18 protein-coding genes are annotated in these 21,518 nt (G+C 55.3%); 9 read left to right on the top strand and 9 right to left on the bottom strand.

Annotated elements, in window-relative coordinates; genetic code table 11:
* Positions 1-3: 3 nt before the first annotated feature.
* Together aceF and lpdA are read left to right on the top strand one after the other, a co-directional pair.
* Positions 4-1,893 (top strand): pyruvate dehydrogenase complex dihydrolipoyllysine-residue acetyltransferase, encoded by a 1,890-nt coding sequence (gene aceF / locus F9C28_RS00395; protein WP_199013121.1) that lies wholly within the window; start codon positions 4-6, stop codon positions 1,891-1,893.
* Positions 1,894-2,157: 264 nt separating this feature from the next.
* On the top strand, positions 2,158-3,582 hold the full coding sequence (lpdA, locus tag F9C28_RS00390; protein ID WP_199013274.1) for a dihydrolipoyl dehydrogenase: 1,425 nt from the start codon (positions 2,158-2,160) through the stop codon (positions 3,580-3,582).
* Positions 3,583-3,641: 59 nt separating this feature from the next.
* On the opposite strand, the gene F9C28_RS00385 is transcribed toward lpdA, so the two are convergent.
* Positions 3,642-4,361, bottom strand: coding sequence for a hypothetical protein (locus tag F9C28_RS00385; protein WP_199013120.1), 720 nt, complete (start codon positions 4,359-4,361; stop codon positions 3,642-3,644).
* Positions 4,362-4,698: 337 nt separating this feature from the next.
* Between F9C28_RS00385 and acnB the strand changes: the two genes are divergently transcribed.
* Complete coding sequence (gene acnB, locus F9C28_RS00380) at positions 4,699-7,296, top strand: bifunctional aconitate hydratase 2/2-methylisocitrate dehydratase (RefSeq protein WP_199013119.1); 2,598 nt, start codon at positions 4,699-4,701, stop codon at positions 7,294-7,296.
* A 784-nt stretch (positions 7,297-8,080) separates the two neighbouring features.
* Complete coding sequence (yacL, locus tag F9C28_RS00375; protein WP_199013118.1) at positions 8,081-8,446, top strand: protein YacL; 366 nt, start codon at positions 8,081-8,083, stop codon at positions 8,444-8,446.
* A 59-nt stretch (positions 8,447-8,505) separates the two neighbouring features.
* Here the strand turns inward: yacL and speD are convergent, their stop codons facing one another.
* From speD to F9C28_RS00360, 3 genes are all read right to left on the bottom strand, one after another.
* The gene (gene speD, locus F9C28_RS00370; RefSeq protein ID WP_199013117.1) at positions 8,506-9,300 is read right to left on the bottom strand and encodes an adenosylmethionine decarboxylase; all 795 of its coding nucleotides are present in this window, start codon (positions 9,298-9,300) and stop codon (positions 8,506-8,508) included.
* Positions 9,301-9,314: 14 nt separating this feature from the next.
* Positions 9,315-10,181 carry a polyamine aminopropyltransferase gene (speE, locus tag F9C28_RS00365; RefSeq protein WP_199013116.1) on the bottom strand — a complete coding sequence of 289 codons (867 nt, stop codon included), beginning with the start codon at positions 10,179-10,181 and terminating at the stop codon, positions 9,315-9,317.
* Between the two features lie 202 nt (positions 10,182-10,383).
* On the bottom strand, positions 10,384-10,731 hold the full coding sequence (locus F9C28_RS00360; RefSeq protein ID WP_199013115.1) for a YacC family pilotin-like protein: 348 nt from the start codon (positions 10,729-10,731) through the stop codon (positions 10,384-10,386).
* A gap of 252 nt (positions 10,732-10,983) precedes the next feature.
* Here F9C28_RS00360 and cueO point away from each other — a divergent pair, with 252 nt between their 5' ends.
* Positions 10,984-12,510 carry a multicopper oxidase CueO gene (gene cueO / locus F9C28_RS00355; protein ID WP_199013114.1) on the top strand — a complete coding sequence of 509 codons (1,527 nt, stop codon included), beginning with the start codon at positions 10,984-10,986 and terminating at the stop codon, positions 12,508-12,510.
* 35 nt (positions 12,511-12,545) lie between these two features.
* Here the strand turns inward: cueO and F9C28_RS00350 are convergent, their stop codons facing one another.
* Together F9C28_RS00350 and F9C28_RS00345 are read right to left on the bottom strand one after the other, a co-directional pair.
* A complete protein-coding gene (locus F9C28_RS00350) occupies positions 12,546-13,316 on the bottom strand; it encodes an ABC transporter permease (protein WP_199013113.1) in 771 nt (256 codons plus the stop codon).
* Positions 13,313-14,239 (bottom strand): ABC transporter ATP-binding protein, encoded by a 927-nt coding sequence (locus F9C28_RS00345; RefSeq protein WP_199013112.1) that lies wholly within the window; start codon positions 14,237-14,239, stop codon positions 13,313-13,315. Before F9C28_RS00345 ends, F9C28_RS00350 begins: the two co-directional genes overlap by 4 nt.
* Positions 14,240-14,406: 167 nt before the next feature.
* On the opposite strand from F9C28_RS00345, the gene can reads away from it, so the two are divergent.
* Positions 14,407-15,069: a carbonate dehydratase gene (gene can / locus F9C28_RS00340; RefSeq protein ID WP_199013111.1), complete on the top strand. Its 663-nt coding sequence runs from the start codon at positions 14,407-14,409 to the stop codon at positions 15,067-15,069.
* A gap of 42 nt (positions 15,070-15,111) precedes the next feature.
* On the opposite strand, the gene hpt is transcribed toward can, so the two are convergent.
* Complete coding sequence (gene hpt / locus F9C28_RS00335) at positions 15,112-15,648, bottom strand: hypoxanthine phosphoribosyltransferase (RefSeq protein WP_199013110.1); 537 nt, start codon at positions 15,646-15,648, stop codon at positions 15,112-15,114.
* A gap of 197 nt (positions 15,649-15,845) precedes the next feature.
* On the opposite strand from hpt, the gene F9C28_RS00330 reads away from it, so the two are divergent.
* The 3 genes from F9C28_RS00330 (at position 15,846) to F9C28_RS00320 (ending at position 20,131) form a co-directional block, all read left to right on the top strand.
* On the top strand, positions 15,846-18,218 hold the full coding sequence (locus tag F9C28_RS00330) for a glucose/quinate/shikimate family membrane-bound PQQ-dependent dehydrogenase (protein WP_199013109.1): 2,373 nt from the start codon (positions 15,846-15,848) through the stop codon (positions 18,216-18,218).
* Positions 18,219-18,368: 150 nt separating this feature from the next.
* Positions 18,369-18,797: a PTS sugar transporter subunit IIA gene (locus F9C28_RS00325; protein WP_199013108.1), complete on the top strand. Its 429-nt coding sequence runs from the start codon at positions 18,369-18,371 to the stop codon at positions 18,795-18,797.
* Positions 18,798-18,925: 128 nt separating this feature from the next.
* Complete coding sequence (locus tag F9C28_RS00320; RefSeq protein WP_233148831.1) at positions 18,926-20,131, top strand: polysaccharide deacetylase family protein; 1,206 nt, start codon at positions 18,926-18,928, stop codon at positions 20,129-20,131.
* Positions 20,132-20,168: 37 nt separating this feature from the next.
* Here F9C28_RS00320 and panD read toward each other — a convergent pair whose 3' ends face one another.
* Complete coding sequence (gene panD / locus F9C28_RS00315) at positions 20,169-20,549, bottom strand: aspartate 1-decarboxylase (RefSeq protein WP_002463995.1); 381 nt, start codon at positions 20,547-20,549, stop codon at positions 20,169-20,171.
* 108 nt (positions 20,550-20,657) lie between these two features.
* Positions 20,658-21,512 (bottom strand): pantoate--beta-alanine ligase, encoded by an 855-nt coding sequence (panC, locus tag F9C28_RS00310; protein ID WP_199013106.1) that lies wholly within the window; start codon positions 21,510-21,512, stop codon positions 20,658-20,660.
* Between the last annotated feature and the right edge of the window lie 6 nt (positions 21,513-21,518).

Here is a 21,518-nt window from a genome sequence, read left to right as displayed (position 1 = left end):
ACAATGGCTATCGAAATCAAAGTACCGGACATCGGGGCTGATGAAGTTGAAATCACCGAGATCCTGGTCAAGGTTGGCGACAAAGTGGAAGCTGAACAGTCGCTGATCACCGTGGAAGGCGATAAGGCCTCCATGGAAGTCCCGTCGCCGCAGGCGGGGATTGTCAAAGAGATCAAAGTCGCGGTGGGTGACAAAACCGAGACCGGTAAACTGATCATGATTTTCGATTCCGCCGAGGGTGCAGCAGCCGCTGCACCTGCCCCGGCAGAAGAGAAGCAAGCCGCTGCGCCGGCCGCAGCACCTGCTGGCACCGCAGCGAAAGAGGTTCATGTACCGGATATCGGTGGTGATGAAGTTGAAGTCACTGAAATCATGGTTAACGTGGGCGATACCGTTGCCGCTGAGCAATCGCTTATCACCGTAGAAGGCGATAAAGCCTCTATGGAAGTACCGTCCCCGTTTGCGGGTGTGGTTAAAGAGATCAAAATCAGCACCGGCGACAAAGTGTCTACTGGCTCCCTGATCATGGTGTTCGACGTCGCAGGTGGCGCACCTGCTGCCGCGCCTGCACAGGCTGCTGCTCCGGCGGCTGCCGCTGCCCCTGCGGCTTCCGGCGCCAAAGACGTTAACGTACCGGATATCGGTGGTGACGAAGTTGAAGTGACCGAAGTGATGGTGAAAGTCGGCGATAAAGTCGCGGCGGAACAATCACTGATCACCGTGGAAGGCGACAAAGCCTCTATGGAAGTCCCGGCGCCGTTCGCGGGTACTGTTAAAGAGATCAAAATTAGCACCGGCGACAAAGTGTCTACCGGCTCCCTGATCATGGTGTTCGAAGTGGAAGGCGCGGCCCCTGCTGCGGCCCCGGCTCCGGCGGCAGCGGCTCCAGCACCTGCGGCAGCACCGGCACCGGCTGCTGCGCCTGCGGCGAAAGCCGACGCGAAGTCTGACTTTGCCGAAAACGCCGCGTACATTCACGCGACCCCGCTGATCCGCCGCCTGGCGCGCGAGTTCGGCGTGAACCTGGCGAAAGTGAAAGGGACAGGCCGTAAAGGCCGTATCCTGCGCGAAGACGTTCAGGCTTATGTGAAAGACGCGGTTAAACGCGCGGAATCTGCCCCTGCCGCTGGCGCTACCGGTGGTTCGCTGCCTGGTCTGCTGCCGTGGCCGAAAGTGGACTTCAGCAAGTTTGGTGAAATTGAAGAAGTGGAACTGGGCCGCATCCAGAAAATTTCTGGTGCTAACCTGAGCCGTAACTGGGTAATGATCCCACACGTTACGCACTTCGATAAAACCGATATCACCGATCTGGAAGCGTTCCGTAAACAGCAGAACGTGGAAGCTGAGAAGCGCAAACTGGACGTGAAAATCACCCCAGTGGTATTCATCATGAAAGCCGTTGCCGCTGCCCTTGAGCAGATGCCGCGCTTTAACAGCTCCCTGTCCGAAGACGGCCAGAAACTGACCCTGAAAAAATACATCAACATCGGTGTGGCGGTTGATACCCCGAATGGCCTGGTGGTTCCGGTGTTCAAGGATGTTAATAAGAAAGGCATCATTGAACTGTCTCGCGAGCTGATGGAGATCTCCAAAAAAGCACGCGCCGGTAAGCTGACCGCTGGCGAAATGCAGGGCGGCTGCTTTACCATCTCCAGCATCGGTGGCCTGGGGACCACGCACTTTGCGCCGATTGTTAATGCGCCAGAAGTGGCTATCCTGGGTGTGTCTAAATCCAGCATGGAACCGGTGTGGAACGGTAAAGAATTTACCCCGCGCCTGATGATGCCGATTTCGCTCTCCTTCGACCACCGGGTTATCGACGGTGCCGATGGTGCGCGCTTTATCACCATCATCAATAACACGCTGAGTGACATTCGCCGCCTGGTGATGTAATCGGAAAGCCGGCCTGACGGCCGGCTTTTTTCTGGTAGCCCGCTTCTGGTCTCAGGGTTACCCGCCATTAAGGACAAATCGTTTGCCGTTTTGTTGTTTCAAAATTGTTAACAATTTTGTAAAATACCGACGGATAGAACGTCCCGGTGGATATGGGCGCTAACAACACCATCCCGTCAGGATCTCAGCCATGCTCTGGTGACTGGGGTTTATAAGGCGATGAGGGTAACGTCAGACCCGCCGGAAATAAATTAAGAGGTCATGATGAGTACTGAAATTAAAACTCAGGTCGTGGTACTTGGGGCTGGCCCCGCGGGGTATTCCGCGGCCTTCCGTTGCGCTGACTTAGGTCTGGAAACCGTCATTGTTGAACGTTACAACACCCTGGGTGGGGTGTGTCTGAACGTAGGTTGTATCCCGTCTAAAGCACTGCTGCACGTTGCGAAAGTTATCGAAGAAGCCAAAGCACTGGCCGACCACGGTATCGTCTTCGGTGAGCCGAAAACCGATATTGATAAGATCCGCACCTGGAAAGAAAAAGTGATTACTCAGCTGACTGGCGGTCTGGCCGGGATGGCGAAAGGCCGTAAAGTGAATGTGGTTCACGGTCTGGGTAAATTCACCGGTGCAAATACTCTGGAAGTCGAAGGCGCAGACGGCAAGACCGTGATTAACTTTGACAATGCGATTATCGCCGCGGGTTCCCGTCCGATTCAGCTGCCGTTTATTCCTCATGAAGATCCGCGCGTATGGGACTCCACCGATGCGCTGGAACTGAAATCCGTACCGAAACGTCTGCTGGTGATGGGTGGCGGTATCATCGGTCTGGAAATGGGTACCGTATACCACGCGCTGGGTTCTCAGATTGACGTGGTGGAAATGTTTGATCAGGTTATCCCGGCAGCCGATAAAGACGTGGTGAAAGTGTTCACCAAGCGTATCGGTAAGAAGTTTAACCTGATGCTGGAAACCAAAGTTACCGCCGTTGAAGCTAAAGAAGACGGTATCTACGTGTCGATGGAAGGTAAAAAAGCACCGGCAGAGCCGCAGTGCTACGACGCGGTGCTGGTGGCCATTGGCCGTGTGCCGAACGGTAAGCTGATTGATGCCGGCCAGGCCGGTGTGGAAGTGGACGATCGCGGCTTTATCCATGTGGATAAACAGCTGCGCACCAACGTTCCGCACATCTACGCTATCGGTGATATCGTCGGCCAGCCGATGCTGGCCCATAAAGGCGTTCACGAAGGCCATGTTGCCGCTGAAGTGATTGCCGGTAAAAAACACTACTTCGATCCGAAAGTGATCCCGTCGATTGCTTATACCGAACCTGAAGTTGCCTGGGTTGGTCTGACAGAGAAAGAAGCCAAAGAAAAAGGCATCAGCTATGAAACGGCCACCTTCCCGTGGGCAGCATCTGGCCGTGCTATCGCCTCTGACTGTGCAGACGGCATGACCAAACTGATTTTCGACAAAGAATCCCATCGTGTTATCGGTGGTGCGATTGTCGGCACCAACGGCGGCGAGCTGCTGGGCGAAATCGGCCTGGCTATCGAGATGGGCTGCGATGCGGAAGATATCGCGCTGACCATCCATGCTCACCCGACACTGCACGAATCTGTTGGCCTGGCCGCAGAAGTGTATGAAGGTAGCATTACTGACCTGCCAAACCCGAAAGCAAAGAAAAAATAAGTTATCGGGTGTGATAAACAAGCGGCTGAAAAGCCGCTTTTTTTATCGCTGAAATTTGCTTAGCCACGGTGAAACCGCCGTGCCGGATGGCTGTCCGGCGCGAAATGGCGTACTGCGACGGGCGGCTGATGGCGCCATTGCGCTGGCTGGCCGGCAAACCTGTTTTCATGGCTGTCCTGGCGGCGATTATGGGGCTCGCCATAGGGGGCGCTGTGGTGATCTGCGTTACTGTGATGGTGGCCGTCATCATGATGCTCGCTGTGGTGATCATCGTTACTGTGATGGTGGCTGTCGTCATGATGGTCGCTGTGGTGATCATCGTTACTGTGATGGTGGCTGTCATCATGATGGTCGCTGTGGTGGTGGTCGTCGTCATGATGGTGGTGATTATCGTCCGCCACCGCGCTGACCACTGCCCAGGAGGTCGCGATCCCCAGGCCGTAACCCAGCCCTTTCACCAGACTGTCGCTAAAGGAGGGTTCTGTGGTGCCCGACATGGCCGGGCTGGCCGGAAGGAGAGGGTGATAGATTGCCGGTACCGCCGGGGTGACCACTGCCGCCGGGGCTGAGACAGGCCGTTTTCTGGCTGGGGATGCTGCAGCCAGAGGGGTGGGGGTTGCCGGGGGCGCCACCGGCTGTGCCGCCGCCAGCCCCTCAGGCGGTGGGGTAATGGCGACGCTGGCCGGGGTACGACTATGGACGTACAAGGTCCCGGAAGCACCCAGCATAGCCGCGCTGCAGAGCAGAAGCATCAGTTGGGGTTTGCTGAACGTCGTCATGTTGATGTCTCCTGGCATCCGCAGGGACACCTGTGCAAAATAAAACCACACGCCGAGTGGCGATAATGGCGCGAGTATACCGGGCAGGCTGTTTATTTTTTGACTTTTAGGGTTATTTGCTCACGGTGCGTGATTAAGATGCGGCTAACTATTTGTTGGCATTAACGATTCAGCTATAATTTAATGTTTCTTTTTTGTAAACGAATTAACACAACGCCAAAATCCTGCTATGCTGGCCGTCGCGGGCTCGCGCATTAACCCTACAAACTGCTGTCTCACAGGAGCGTGAAGAGAATCGACGGGCACCGTTTAAATAATGAGAGCGAGGAGAGACGTCGTGCTAGAAGAATACCGTAAGCACGTAGCTGAGCGTGCCGCCGAGGGGATTGTACCCAAGCCCTTAGATGCAACCCAAATGGCCGCACTCGTTGAGCTGCTGAAAAGCCCGCCTGCCGGCGAAGAAGAATTTCTGTTAGATCTGCTGATCAACCGCGTACCCCCTGGTGTGGATGAAGCAGCCTATGTTAAAGCGGGTTTCCTTGCTGCTGTCGCCAAAGGCGAAGCATCCTCCCCGCTAATCACCCCGGAAAAAGCCATCGAACTGCTGGGCACCATGCAAGGCGGTTACAACATTCACCCGCTGATTGACGCGCTGGATAACGAAACACTGGCGCCCATTGCCGCCAAAGCGCTCTCTCACACGCTGCTGATGTTTGACAACTTCTACGACGTAGAAGAAAAGGCAAAAGCCGGTAACCGCTACGCCCAACAGGTACTGAAATCCTGGGCTGATGCTGAGTGGTATCTGTCCCGTCCGCAACTGGCAGAAAAGATAACGGTAACCGTGTTCAAAGTGACCGGTGAAACCAACACCGATGATCTCTCTCCGGCACCGGATGCCTGGTCACGCCCGGATATTCCGCTGCATGCGTTGGCAATGCTGAAAAACCCCCGTGACGGGATTGACCCGGATCAACCGGGCACCATCGGGCCGATCAAACAGATCGAGGCCCTGAACCAGAAAGGCTTCCCGCTGGCTTATGTGGGGGACGTTGTCGGTACCGGTTCTTCCCGTAAATCTGCGACTAACTCCGTACTGTGGTTTATGGGGGATGATATTCCTCATGTGCCAAACAAGCGCGGCGGTGGTGTGGTGCTGGGCGGTAAAATTGCGCCTATCTTCTTCAACACCATGGAAGATGCTGGTGCACTGCCGATTGAAGTGGACGTTTCTGCTCTGAATATGGGGGATGTCATCGATATCTATCCGTATAAAGGGGAAGTGCGTAACCACGACACGGATGCCGTACTGGCCACCTTTGAACTGAAAACCGATGTGTTGCTGGACGAAGTACGCGCCGGTGGCCGTATTCCGCTGATTATCGGCCGTGGGTTGACCACCAAAGCACGTGAATCACTGGAGCTGCCGCACAGTGACGTATTCCGTCAGGCGAAAGATGTGGCTGAAAGCAGCCGTGGCTTCTCGCTGGCCCAGAAAATGGTTGGCCGCGCCTGTGGCGTGAAAGGTATCCGCCCGGGGGCTTACTGCGAGCCGAAGATGACTTCTGTTGGTTCCCAGGATACGACCGGCCCGATGACCCGTGATGAGCTGAAAGATCTGGCGTGTCTGGGCTTCTCTGCGGATCTGGTTATGCAGTCCTTCTGCCATACCGCGGCCTATCCGAAGCCGGTGGATGTGACCACACACCACACCCTGCCGGACTTTATTATGAACCGCGGCGGCGTCTCATTACGCCCGGGGGACGGGGTTATCCACTCCTGGCTGAACCGTATGCTGCTGCCGGATACCGTAGGTACCGGGGGTGACTCTCATACTCGCTTCCCGATTGGTATCTCCTTCCCGGCGGGCTCTGGCCTGGTGGCGTTTGCCGCAGCCACTGGGGTGATGCCGCTGGATATGCCGGAATCGGTACTGGTGCGCTTTAAAGGTAACATGCAGCCGGGGATCACTCTGCGTGATCTGGTACATGCTATCCCTTACTACGCTATTCAGCAGGGCCTGCTGACCGTTGAGAAGAAAGGTAAGAAAAATATCTTCTCTGGCCGCATTCTGGAGATAGAAGGCCTGCCGGATCTGAAAGTGGAGCAGGCATTTGAGCTGACGGATGCCTCGGCTGAGCGTTCGGCGGCGGGCTGTACCATCAAACTGAATAAAGAGCCGATTATCGAGTACCTGAACTCGAACATCGTGCTGCTGAAGTGGATGATTGCGGAAGGCTACGGCGATCGCCGCACCCTGGAGCGTCGTGTTCAGGGCATGGAAAAATGGCTGGCGGATCCGCAACTGCTGGAAGGCGATGCCGATGCAGAATATGCCGCGGTGATCGACATTGATCTTAATGAGATCAAAGAGCCTATCCTGTGTGCGCCGAACGATCCCGATGATGCGCGCCTGCTGTCCAGCGTTGCCGGTGATAAGATTGATGAAGTCTTCATCGGTTCTTGCATGACCAACATTGGCCACTTCCGCGCGGCGGGTAAACTGCTGGATAGCCATAAAGGCCAGCTGCCGACCCGTCTGTGGGTGGCGCCGCCGACCAAGATGGATGCGGCCCAGCTCACTGAGGAAGGTTACTACAGCGTGTTTGGTAAGAGCGGTGCGCGGATTGAGATCCCGGGCTGTTCACTGTGCATGGGTAACCAGGCGCGGGTTGCGGATGGCGCTACAGTGGTGTCCACGTCGACCCGTAACTTCCCGAACCGTTTAGGTACCGGGGCTAACGTATACCTGGCCTCTGCGGAGCTGGCGGCGGTTGCTTCGCTGATCGGTAAATTGCCGACCCCGGAAGAGTACCTGACCTTTATCAGTAAAGTGGACGCGAGTGCGGCGGATACCTACCGCTACCTCAACTTCGACAAACTGGAGCAGTATACTGAGAAAGCCGACAGCGTGATTTTCCAGACTGCGGTGTAATCGCGGTATCTGCTGTTGCAAAGGGCCCCTGCGGGGCCCTTTTTTTGTCACTGTGACCCGTCCTGAATCACCGGTATTTTCTTTAACGGTGGTGGAGAATCGTGCCCGCCTGTTAACGTCACTATGCCCATCCGGTGACAGGTCCCGTTCACGCTAAGTGAGGTATTCCCATGGGCCTTCCGGTACCCGTGAACGTCCAAAGGGGCGTTTTGGCGCGCCCCTTTGGAATCCCCGCCACCGGCCGATGAAATCGCCGCTGCGCGGTACCCTGCGTTCCGCCCGGTCGCTCGTCCGGGGACGGCAAGAGGTAACCTCCCTGTAAGCTTGCCTCCGCCAGCATCCCTGCTGGCGGCCCCGGGCGACCGGCTACACGCAGGCGATTTCAATGCCGGACTGAACACCCCCGCGGCATAACAGGGCAGTTTCAGCGAAAACGATGTCGCGGAAAATATCGGGCGTGCCCATCGTCGGGGAGCGGAGCCCTTTCACTTTACGCACACAGACCGGTGCCTGAATCTGCTGCAGTGATAAAGGTGAATGCTAAAAAGGCGAATGCGAATCGCGATTCGCCATCACCCCCCTTCAGGAGCGTGACGGGAAAGGGCCTGAAACCGGTTATACGCCCCGGCAACCCTTCTGTTGTCTTTTTAGCCGAACCGCCTTTTTATTGGCGCAAATTATGGCTATTGCCCGTTATGCACACAGCTTTTCTGCCCCGGAACAGCGATAATAAACACGATGGAGGTGGGGTCCGTCTCCCCGCCCCGGAAGTGAGGACGACACCATGGATTATGAATTTCTGCGCGATATTACCGGCAACGTGAAAGTGCGTATGTCGATGGGCCATGAAGCCGTAGGGCAATGGTTTAACGAAGAGGTGAAAGACAACCTCGACCTGCTGAGTGAAGTTGAACAGGCGGCGGCGTCAGTGAAGGGCAGTGAACGTCAATGGCAGAAAGCGGGACACGAATACACCCTGTGGCTGGACGGCGAAGAGGTGATGATCCGCGCCAACCAGCTGGCGTTCAGCGGTGATGAAATGGAAGAAGGCATGAATTATTACGATGAGGAAAGCCTCTCCCTGTGTGGCGTGGAGGATTTTTTACAGGTTGCCAGCGCCTATCGCGAGTTTTTGACCCATAACCGCTAGCGGCTACCGGGTAAATAAAGGGGCGCTGTTGCCCACCGCCCCTTTATTGCGCTTACCGCTTACAGCGGCGGAATATTGCGCCCGTAGTAGATCTCACGCATCTCTTTCCATAACAGGCCGGTGATCATTTTGCGCTCCTGCTCAGTCAGATCTTCCGGTCTGGTGTGGAACATATAGTGTTTCAGATCAAATGCTTTGAGCAGCATTTTGGTGTGGAACATATTTTCCTGATACACATTCACATCCACCATGTCATACAGGGATTTCATGTCCTCAGACATAAAGTTCTGGATCGAGTTGATCTGGTGATCAATAAAATGTTTTACCCCGCTGACATCACGGGTAAAGCCCCGCACGCGATAATCAATAGTGACGATATCGGATTCCAGCTGGTGGATAAGATAGTTCAGGGCGTTGAGAGGGGATATTACCCCACAGGTGGAGACTTCGATATCCGCCCGAAAGGTACATAAACCGCCTTCCGGGTGGCTCTCCGGATAGGTGTGAACACAGATATGGCTTTTATCGAGGTGGGCCACGATGCTATCCGGCAACGGGCCAGGGTGTTCAGAACGATCCACCAGTTGTGGATCGACCGGCTCTTCGCTGATCAGGAGCGTGACGCTGGCCCCCTGGGGATGGTAGTCCTGGCGCGCCACATTAAGAATATTGGCACCGATGATATTGCAGGTCTCGGTGAGGATCTCCGTCAGGCGGTTGGCGTTATAGAGTTCGTCAATATAGGCAATATAACCATCGCGTTCGTCTGTGGTTTTTGCGTAACAGATATCATAAATACAAAAACTCAGGCTCTTGGTCAGATTATTAAAACCGTGCAGTTTGAGTTTTTCCAATTTATTTCACCTCCTCAGTCATCGCTGTTTTGCAGGGCATCCTGTAAATACTGGGGGAGCGCAAAAGCAGCATGATGAATTGCCGGGGTATAGTAACGGCACGTTAGCCCGCTGCGCTGGAACCGGGCCTGGAGTATCTCGGCCGGCAGGTGGCGCAGTGCCGGGTTATCGGTCGCCCAGGCAAAGGTCATGATGCCGCCATAGTAGGTGGGGATTGCCGCCTGGTAAAAGCTGACGTCCGCAAAGTAATGGCGCAGTTTACGGTGGCTGGTTACCGCTTCATCCTGCTGCAAAAAACAGACGCCGTTCTGGGCCACGAAAACCCCGCCGGGGTTCAGGCAACGCCGGCAGCCCTGGTAAAATGCTGACGTGAACAGGCTTTCCCCGGGGCCGATAGGGTCGGTACAATCAGAAATGATCACATCAAAGGTCTGCCCGGTCTGGTTGACGAAATTAACCCCGTCATCAATCACGAGCGTAAAGCGTGGATCGTCATAGGCCCCGGCATTGTGGTTGGGCAGATACTGGCGGCAAAACGCCACGACACCGGCATCAATCTCCACCATGGTGATGCCCTCCACCCCCGGATGGCGGGCGACTTCACGCAGCATCGCGCCATCGCCGCCGCCGATGATCAATACCTGCTTTGCCTGGCCGTGGGCCAGCAGCGGTACGTGAGTGAGCATTTCGTGATAGATAAACTCGTCCCGCTCCGTGGTCTGGATCACCCCGTCGAGGGCCATCACCCGGCCAAAAGCCTGATTTTCGAAAATAATCAGATCCTGATGGTCCGTTTTTTCATGGTACAGCACCTTGTCGACAGCAAAATACTGGCCAAAGGCATGGTGCAGGGTTTCATGCAGCAACGGCTTGTCCGCCATAGGGCACTCCTCTTTATCTGTGTAGCCGGGTATCTGGTGAACCACAGTATCACGTGCTGATGTTACCGAATTAAAATAGGCACCACATCATGGTGAATATCGGGGAGGGGGAGCGTATTAGCCGGGGAACAGAGAAATACCGGGCCAGGTCCGTGGCCGCAGAGCAAGAGTCAGTACGATAAGGGGTATTCAGGGGGGCGATTTATTTCACATAGGCCAGCAGGCTCATGGAGTCCTCGGCCAGGGCTTTGCATTTTTTATCCACCGGCACGGCAATACCGCTTAAGTCACGGTAGCTGTCTTCGCCCATTGCTTTCATATTAAAGCTGTCGTAGTTACTGAGATCCCATTGATTTTGCTGAGCAAAGAACACCAGCGCACGCCGAATCTGGCCATTGGGTAAGTTCTGGTAGCCACAATCATTTTTTAAAAAAACGAACACCGCAGTCAGGTCTGCCATATCTTCTGCTTCGGACTCACTCAATGCGTGACTACTGGCAGAAAAACTTAATATGCTGCTCAGCAACATCACCCTGACAAACTTCTTCATCGTGTCTACCACTCATTTTTGGAGTGTAGACGTTATCATATTTCAGAGGATTCCTGTGATAATTATTACGTTGTTTCCTCCGGTTTTTCATTCATTTTCACGATACTCCTGGGGCCTCCCCACCGCACAGAGCAGTTAATTGCGCCTGAATAAAATATGTCACACTGATACACCGGTATGCCGTTGATTATTCCCGTCGGGAAGCGCGTATGCTGGCGGCGGTTACGCCGACATGACATAAGGAACTGAACAATGCAGCGTCGTAAATTTCTTAAGCTGTCCGCCGCCCTTGGCGTATCCAGTATGTTGCCATTCTGGAGCCGTCGCGCCTTTGCGGCACAGCTACCGGCGTTGCCGATCCCCGATCTGCTGGAACCCGATGCCCGCAGTACTATCACGCTGCGCATTCAGCAGGGCACATCCAGCCTGGCGGGCCACAATGCCGCCACCTGGGGCTATAACGGCAATATGCTGGGGCCAGCCCTGAAGCTCAAACGCGGCAAAGCGGTCAATATTGTGCTGCGCAATGCGCTGGCGCAAGCCACCACGGTACACTGGCACGGTCTGGCGGTGCCCGGGGCGGTAGACGGTGGCCCCCAGGGCATTATCCCGCCCGGTGGGGTGCGCCGGGTGTCATTCACCCCGGATCAGCCCGCCGCAACCTGCTGGTTCCATCCTCACCAGCATGGCCAAACCGGGCACCAGGTGGCCCAGGGGCTGGCGGGACTGGTGCTGCTTGAGGATGTACCCAGCCTGCAACTGATGCTGCCTAAACAGTGGGGCATTGATGATATCCCGCTGATTATTCAGGATAAGCGCTTTGACGCGCAGGGCAATATTGATTATCAGCTGGATGCGATGACCGCCACCGTTGGCTGGTTTGGCGACACGTTATTGTGTAATGGGGTTGCCTACCCGGAACATGCCACTCCCAAAGGCTGGCTGCGGCTGCGACTACTTAACGGCTGTAATGCCCGCTCGCTGAACCTGGCCACCAGCGATCGGCGCCCGCTGTACGTGGTGGGCAGTGATGGGGGGTTACTGGGAGAGCCGGTGCCGCTCAGTGAATTGTCGATGCTGCCCGGCGAACGCTTTGAAGTACTGGTTGATACCAGTAATGGCCAGCCGTTTGATATTGTCACCCTGCCGGTTAGCCAGATAGCCATGGGGATTGCCCCCTTTGATAAGCCCCGGCCGGTGGTGCGTATTCAGCCATTGTGGATCCCGGCATCGGGGCAATTGCCGGATACCCTGGTCCCTCTGGCGCCGTTACCGTCCATCGACGGGCTGGAAAGCCGTACGCTGCAACTGGGTATGGACCCCCAACTGGATGACCGGGGGATGCAGGCCCTGGCGGCACGCTATGGCGCACAGGCCCTGGGTAAGATGCATCAGGATAATCCTGTGGCACCCCGTGGGCCAGCGCCGCGCGATCTGCTGCACGCCAATACTATTAATGGTAAGGCGTTTGATATGAACCAGCCGGGGTTCGATGTGCCGCTGGGACAGTACCAGCGCTGGGTGGTGTCCGGGGAAGGGGACATGATGCTGCACCCGTTCCATATTCATGGCGGCCAGTTTCGTATTCTCAGTGAGAACGGCCAGCCGGTAGCGGCGCACCGCCAGGGATGGAAAGATATTGTCCGGGTGGAGGGTAAACGCAGTGAGGTGCTAGTGAAATTCGATTATGTCGCCAGTGCCGGGGCCCCTTACATGGCGCATTGCCATCTGCTGGAGCATGAGGACACCGGTATGATGGTGGGCTTTACCGTATCCTGAGACGTTCTGCCCCCTGCGGGGGCAGAAACGACGCATCAGGTGCGCAGCCCGCGTCCGCGCTGGATAAGCCACCAGCACAGGGCGTAGAAGGCGACAATAAAGATAACCAGTACGCCGAAGGTCAGGCTGAGCGGTACATCGTGAATGCCGAGGAAGCCAAAACGGAAGCCGCTTATCATATAGACTATCGGGTTGAGGTGTGACAACGCCTGCCAGAAGGGCGGTAACAGGGTCAGGGAGTAGAACACCCCGCCGAGGTAGGTGAGCGGTGTCAGCACAAAGGTCGGGATCAGGCTGATATCGTCAAAGGTTTTAGCAAATACCGCGTTAAGCAGCCCCGCCAGCGAGAACAGGATTGCAGTCAGTAACAGGGTCATGGCCACAAATAACCATGAGTGCACCTGGAACGGCACAAAGAACAGCGAGATAGCGGTGACCAGGATACCGACACACAGCCCGCGCGCCACGCCACCGCCGACATACCCGATAATAATGACGTGGGTCGGCACTGGCGCCACCAGCAGCTCTTCAATATTGCGCTGGAATTTGGCACTAAAAAAGGACGAGGCGACGTTCGCATAGGCGTTGGTGATCACCGCCATCATGATCAGCCCCGGGACGATAAACTGCATATAAGTGAAGCCGTGCATATCGCCAATCCGGGAGCCAATCAGATTCCCGAAGATGATAAAATACAGCGTCATGGTGATAACCGGCGGCACCAGAGTCTGGATCCAGATCCGCATAAACCGGTGGATTTCTTTGGTCCAGATGCTTTTCAGGGCCACCCAGTACAACCGCATCATGCTGATTCCCCTTTCTTCCGGTGGACAAGTGATACAAAGAGCTCTTCCAGGCGGTTGGCCTTGTTACGCATACTCAACACCTGAATACCCTGGGCGCTTAATTGCGCAAATACGCTGTTAATACCCTGCTCGCGCAGCACTTCGACTTCCAGGGTGGCGGTATCCAGCAGCCGGTATTTATAGCCTTCCAGCTTCGGCAGGGCGCTCTTGGCCGCCAGATCAAGAATAAAGGTTTCTGATTTCAGGGTGGCCAGCAGGGCCTTCATGGTGGTGTTTTCCACCAGCTCACCGCGCTGGATGATGCCGATATGGCGGCAGAGCATTTCGGCCTCTTCCAGATAGTGGGTGGTGAGGATAATGGTGGTGCCGCCGTCGTTGAGGTTCTTGAGAAAGCCCCACATGGAGCGGCGTAGTTCAATATCCACCCCGGCGGTAGGCTCGTCGAGAATTAACAGTTTTGGCTCGTGCATCAGGGCCCGGGCAATCATCAAGCGGCGCTTCATCCCGCCAGAGAGCATCCGCGCGCGTTCGTTGCGTTTTTCCCACAGATCGAGTTGTGTCAGGTACTTTTCGCTGCGTTTTATCGCTTCATGGCGCTCTACGCCATAATAACCGGCCTGGTTCACCACTATCTGTTGTACGGTTTCGAACGGGTTAAAGTTAAACTCCTGGGGCACTAACCCCAGCTGACGTTTGGCATTCACCACGTCACGTTCCAGGTCATAACCAAACACCCGCACCTGGCCAGAGGTTTTATTGACCAGGGAGCTGATTATTCCGATGGTGGTGGACTTGCCGGCACCGTTGGGGCCCAGTAGCGCGTAAAAGTCGCCGGCCTCAACTTGCAGATCGATCCCCTTCAGTGCCTGTACGCCTCCGGCATACGTTTTGGTGAGCTTCGAAAGTTCCAGTGCAATTGTCATGAATATAATATCGCCTGTTGTTACTTTTTGGTTACTTATGAACTTGTGCGACCAGTCTGATAGTCAGGTCGCCAGGAAAGCGCCAGAATATATATGGTTTAAAAAGAAAACGAGTTGCCCTATATTACTGCAACGTACTTATCATGGTTACAGGTTGTTAACCTCTAATGAAAGACATTGATACACTCATCAGCAATAACCGTCTGTGGTCAAAAATGCTGGGTGAGGAGAACCCGGGTTTTTTTGAGAATCTGGCTAAAGCACAAAAACCCCGCTTTCTGTGGATTGGATGTTCTGATAGTCGCGTTCCGGCAGAACGCTTAACCGGCCTTGAGCCCGGAGAGCTGTTTGTCCACCGCAACGTCGCCAACCTGGTTATCCATACCGATCTGAACTGCCTTTCCGTAGTCCAGTACGCGGTTGATGTACTGGAAGTGGAACACATTATTATCTGTGGTCACTATGGTTGTGGCGGTGTACAGGCCGCAGTGGAGAACCCTGAACTGGGCTTGATCAACAACTGGTTACTGCACATTCGCGACATTTGGTTCAAGCATAGCTCCCTGCTGGGGGAACTGCCTGCCGAGCGTCGTCTGGATACGCTGTGTGAGCTGAACGTGATGGAACAGGTATATAACCTGGGCCATTCGACGATTATGCAGTCTGCCTGGAAACGCGGCCAGCGCGTGACCATTCACGGCTGGGCCTATGGTATTCATGACGGGCTGTTGCGTGATCTGGACGTCACCGCCACCAGCCGTGAGTCTCTCGAGCAGCAATACCGTAATGGGATTTCTAATCTCAAGCTGACGCACCATAGCCACAAGTAATCATCACACTATGCAAAAGGGGCCACATTATGGCCCCTTTTTTTATTCGTCCAGCAGCGTGACCTTGCCGACATAAGGCAGATGACGGTAGTTCTGCGCATAGTCGATACCGTAGCCCACCACAAACTCATCGGGGATCGAGAAGCCAATGTATTTTACGTCAACGTTGACTTCACGGCGGGAAGGTTTGTCCAGCGGGGTACAGATAGCCAGGGATTTAGGCTCACGCAGGCGCAGGATTTCGCTAACCCGTGACAGGGTGTTACCGGAGTCGATGATATCCTCGACAATCAGCACATCTTTACCGCGGATATCTTCGTCCAGGTCTTTGAGAATTTTGACATCCCGGGTGCTGGCCATACCGCTGCCGTAGCTGGATGCTGTCATAAAATCGACCTCATGGCCGACATGAACTTCACGGCACAGATCCGCCATAAAGATAAAGGAGCCGCGTAACAGGCCGACCAGCACCATATCACTGCCGCTGTCGCGGTAATCTTCGGTGATTTGACGCCCTAATGCGGCAACACGTGCTTTGATCTCCGCTTCCGGGATCATCACTTCAACAGTATGTTTCATACACCCAACCAAATGATTTATATATAAAATCATCGGCACTTGCCTAATTAACAGGCGGCGCCGGATATTCAGGCGATGCAGTATAACAGTAAATCCCGGCGGGTTGGCTGAAAAACGAAAAAAGCATTTCGTGATCGTCATCACATATGTAAATAACTATACTTAAAAGCTGACGAGTAATTACATTGGTGTTTCATATGGATACAAAAACAAAACAAAAGCCGCTTTTGCTGCAACTATCGGCGCTTTTTGCTTTGCTGACAGGGCTTTACCTGCTGGTCGGAGGTATCTGGCTGGTGGCGATTGGCGGTAACCTCTATTACCCCATCGCCGGGGTGATCATGTTGCTGGTGGCGGTTTTACTGTGGCGCAGACGCCCGGCGGCCCTCGGGCTATATGCGTTGCTGCTACTGGGAACGCTGTTCTGGTCGATACATGAGGTCGGCTTTGATTTTTGGGCACTGACCCCACGCCTTGATGTGCTGGTGTTCTTCGGTATTTGGCTGGTATTGCCGTTTATCGGCCAGCGGCTGCCCGGGGCCCGTGGGGGAATTTACGGCCTGATAGCGGTACTTTTGCTGACCGGCTGTGGCCTGGGATGGGCGATTTTCCACGATCCTCAGGAAATCAATGGCACCCTTGATGCTGATAGCACGGCGGCGGTGCCGCAGGCGGATAATCAGGTTGCTGATGCCGACTGGCCAGCCTACGGGCGTACCCAGGAAGGCCAGCGTTACTCGCCCCTTAAGCAGATTAACGATAAAAACGTTCACCAGCTGAAAGCGGTGTGGACCTTCCGCACCGGTGACCTGAAGCGCCCCACGGACCCGGGCGAGATAACCGATGAGGTCACCCCTATCAAGATCCGCGACACCCTGTACCTGTGTACCCCACACCAGCAGCTGTTTGCGCTGGATGCGGCCACTGGTAAAGAGAAGTGGCATTTTGATCCTCAACTGAATACCGACCCCAGCTTCCAGCATGTGACCTGCCGCGGGGTGTCTTACCATGAGGCCCGCGCCGGTCAGGTTTCGTCTGCGGACTGCCCGCGCCGTGTTCTGCTGCCGGTGAATGATGGCCGCCTGTTTGCCCTGAATGCCGATAATGGCAAATTGTGCGAGAGCTTTGCTAATCACGGTATCCTGAATTTGCAAACCAATATGCCGGTGACCACCCCGGGGATGTACGAGCCGACATCGCCACCGGTTGTGACTGATCATGTGATTGTGATTGCCGGGGCGGTGACGGATAACTTTTCCACCCGTGAACCCTCCGGGGTTATCCGTGGTTTTGACGTCAACAGCGGCAAACTGCTGTGGGCGTTCGATCCCGGTGCCAACGATCCCAATGCGATTCCGGGGGATCAGCACCATTACAGTTTTAACTCGCCGAACTCCTGGGCCCCGGCAGCCTATGATGCGCAGCTGGACCTGGTCTACCTGCCGATGGGGGTGTCAACCCCGGATATCTGGGGCGGTAACCGCACGCCGGAACAGGAGCGCTATGCCAGCAGTATTCTGGCGCTGAATGCCTCTACCGGTAAGCTGGCCTGGAGCTACCAGACAGTACATCACGAGCTGTGGGATATGGACATGCCTGCCCAGCCCACCCTGGCCAATATTACCGACCAGAACGGCGACACTGTTCCGGCGGTGTATGCCCCGGCGAAAACCGGCAATATTTTTGTGCTCGATCGCCGTAGCGGTAAGCCGATTGTACCGGCACCAGAAATGCCGGTTCCCCAGGGGGCGGCAACCGGTGACCATGTATCGGTAACGCAGCCGTTCTCTGGGTTAACCTTCCGCCCGCAAAAGGACCTGACCGGGGCCGATATGTGGGGGGCGACGCTCTATGATCAGTTGGTTTGCCGCATTATGTTCCACCGCCTGCGCTATGAGGGGATCTTTACCCCGCCGTCAGAGCAGGGCACCCTGGTGTTCCCGGGCAACCTGGGGATGTTTGAGTGGGGCGGTATTTCGATTGATCCCCAGCGCCAGCTGGCGATTGCTAACCCGATGGCGCTGCCGTTTGTCTCGAAACTTATTCCCCGCGGGCCAGGTAACCCGATGGAACCGCCGGAAGGGGCAAAAGGCTCCGGTACGGAGGCGGGTATTCAGCCCCAGTACGGGGTGCCTTATGGGGTAACGCTGAACCCGTTCCTGTCGCCGTTCGGTTTACCCTGTAAACAGCCTGCCTGGGGATATATCTCGGCGCTGGATCTGAAAACCAACCGGGTGGTGTGGAAAAAACGGATTGGTACGGTACGCGACAGCTCGCCGATCCCGCTGCCGTTTCGCATGGGGATGCCGATGCTCGGCGCGCCTATCTCTACCGCCGGGAATGTGTTGTTTATTGGCGCCACGGCAGATAACTACCTGCGGGCGTATAACATGAGTAACGGTGACAAACTGTGGGAAGCGCGGCTTCCTGCCGGGGGCCAGGCTACGCCGATGACCTATGAGGTAAATGGTAAGCAATATGTGCTGATTGCCGCCGGGGGCCACGGCTCCTTCGGGACTAAACTGGGGGATTATATTATCGCCTATGCCTTGCCGGATGATGCCCACTGATCCTGTCTGGCTCGCCAGCCCCTCTGCGGAGGGGCTTTTTTATTGTGACCTGTGGCCAAATCCGCCGGACCTTTTTTTATTCCCGTGAGCCGCATCCCGTACCGGATCGCCTGGCACGCTACACTGGTGGTTGCGAACAGGAGGGATACGATGCTGGGATGGGTAATTGCCTGCCATGATTACGCAGCGCAGGATATGCTGCTCGATCTGGAACAACGCTTTGGCAGTCAGGCGCAGTGCCTGGCGGTGAACTATTGGGCCGGCCTGAGCGCCAACATGCTGGGGCGTATGATGTGTGATGCGTTACACCAGGTCGACAGCGGTGATGGCGTTATCTTTTTGACGGATAAAACCGGTGCCGCGCCTTACCGGGCGGCGGCGTTACTGAGCCATAAACATGCGCACTGTGAGGTTATCGCCGGGGTCTATCCAGGGTTGCTACTCGAGATGTTGCCGCTGCGCGGGCAACTGGGCAGCAATGATTTTCGCACCCGGATTGTCGCCGCGGGAGGAGAAGGGGTGACCAGCCTGTGGCATCAGCAACAAAAAAATCCTCCCTTCTGTTTACACCGCAGCTGATCGCTATCAGTTGCGGGTGATTTGGTATTGCGCCGGGGTTTGTTACAATCCCGGCTATTCCTTTCCGAATGGCAGTAGCCAGCAGTCGAGTTATGTATTTGCGTCTCGTTTTCTGTCTGTTTGTACTGATGGTGGCACCGGCTCAGGCCCGGATGCTGAATAGCCACCTTGAACCTCCGCTCTATATGCAAACCCGTGAACCCGCCGCTGTCTGGGCGCGTATTGGCGATCAGGTTATCCCGGTGGGGACCATTGCCGGTGGGCAAATCGTGGCGGTGGTACCCACCGTGGCGGACTATTATGAATTTACCTTTGGCTTCGGTAACGGGTTTATTGATAAAGCCCATCTGGGGCCGGTACAGGGTAAGCTGGGTATCGATGAACGGCCCGGCGAGCTGAATAAACCGCTCACCAATCAGAACCTGCTGACCTTCCAGGATATTACCGTTTATAACGCGCCCTCTGACGATAGTGCGCCTTTTGGTACGCTGGCGGCCAATCTGCGCTATCCGATCATTGGTAAACTGAAAGACCGTCTGAATCAAACCTGGTTCCAGATCCGTATCGGCGGGCGGCTGGGGTGGGTCAGTAGCCTCGATGCTGAGCTGGATAACGGTATTCCGATCCTGACGTACCACCATATTCTGCGTGATGAAGAAAACACCCGTTTTCGCCATACCTCTACCACCACATCGGTCGTGGCCTTCAGCAACCAGATGACCTGGCTGCGCGAACAGGGCTATACCGCGCTGACCCTGTACCAGCTGGAGGGGTATCTGCGTAACCGGCTGAATGTTCCGGCGAAAGCGGTAGTGGTAACCTTTGACGATGGGCTGAAATCCGTGGCCCGCTATGGCTGCCCTATCCTGCGTGACAACGGTATCCACGCCACGGCGTTTATTATCTCATCGCGCATCAAGCGCCACCCCCAGGCATGGAACCCGGCCTCATTACAGTTTATGAGCCTGTCGGAGCTGGCCGGGTGCCATGATGTCCTGGATATTCAGTCCCATACGCATTTTCTGCACCGGGTGGATGGCAATCACCAGCCCATCTTGCTGAGCCGCAGCTACCACAATATTGTATTTGATTTTCAGCGTTCCCGCCGGGCGCTGGAACAGTTCAACCCGCAGGTGCTGTACCTCTCCTACCCATTTGGTGGTTATAACGCCAATGCCATTAATGCGGCCCGGGCGGCAGGGTTCCATATGGCGGTGACCACAGTGCGTGGGAAAGTAAAACCGGGGGATAATTTACTGCTGTTGAAGCGGTTGTATATTCTGCGGACTGACTCACTGGATGTGATGGCCCGGCTGATCGCTAACCGTTCTTAAGACTAAAAACGCCCCCGGGCGGGGGCGTTACAGCGTGTCAGGCAACCTGAACCGGCACCGCTTTCGCTTTGCGTTTCATGTTGTTGTCTTCATCAAAATAGGCCACTTTCGGCTGCCAGGTGCGAGCCTGCTCATCCGGGACCGTGATGTAGCTGGCGATTATCATAATGTCGCCTACATCAGCACAATGTGCGGCGGCGCCATTTACTGAGATAATTTTTGACCCACGTTCAGCGGCAATCGCATAGGTAGAGAAACGCTTGCCGTTGGTGACGTTATAAATATCGATGGCTTCGTATTCCAGAATACCGGCCGCCTCAAGGAAATTCTGGTCAATGGCGCAGGAGCCTTCGTAGTGAAGATCGGCCTGAGTCACTCTGACGCGGTGGAGTTTGCCTTGCAGCATTGTACGAATCATGGCTTAAACCTTAGTTACTTATATAGAACTCACGGGATAGAACTCACAGGCGGGTATTCCCGCCCGTCACATTGTCGCGGGCAGTATTGCCCGTTTTTTAATCGCTGTCTACTGCGCCAGTTCAACCTGCATATTGTCGATCAGACGCGCATCGCCCAGCCAGGCGGCCATCAGGATCACGGCCCGTTTGCTGTCCGCCGTCAGTGACTCAAGGGTGTCCGCATCACGGATCTGTAAATCATCCGCCCGGAAGCCTTTTTCATTGAGGGACATGGCTGCGATGGTGAGGATCTCTTCTTCATCGCGTTGGCCGGCGCGCAGTTTATCCGCCACGTCAGTCAGCACCTGGTAGAGGCCAGGGGCGATTTTACGCTGTTCGCTGGTCAGGTAACCGTTACGGGAGCTGAGCGCCAGACCATCTTTGGCGCGCATAATAGGCACACCAACAATATCAATGTCATAACCCATATCGGCAACCATTTTGCGCAGCAGCGCCAGTTGCTGAAAGTCTTTCTCACCGAAGCAGGCAATGTCCGGCTGGATCATGTTAAACAGTTTGCTAACAATGGTCGATACACCGCGGAAATGCCCGGGGCGGCTGGCGCCTTCCAGGATAGTAGACAGCCCGGGAACATCGACAAAAGTCTGTTTTTCCAGACCTTTAGGATAGATTTCCTGTACTGCCGGTGCGAACACCAGATCCACACCGCGGCGATTCAGTTTTTCGCAATCTTCCTGGAGGGTACGGGGGTAGCGCACCAGATCTTCAGGGCGATCAAACTGCATCGGGTTAACAAAAATACTTACCGCAACGACATCCGCACGGGCCCTGGCTTCGTCAACCAATGTCATATGCCCGTCATGCAGGTTACCCATGGTGGGCACCAGTGCAACGCGTTTGCCTTCCTGACGCCAGCGCCGGATTTGCTGGCGTAACTGGGGTAAGGTTTCGATAATTAACACAACCAT

The organism is Shimwellia pseudoproteus (assembly GCF_016415625.1).
GTDB lineage: Bacteria > Pseudomonadota > Gammaproteobacteria > Enterobacterales > Enterobacteriaceae > Shimwellia > Shimwellia pseudoproteus.
The sequence above is the reverse complement of the archived record's forward strand: the minus strand, read 5'-3'. Positions and strand labels throughout refer to the sequence as shown.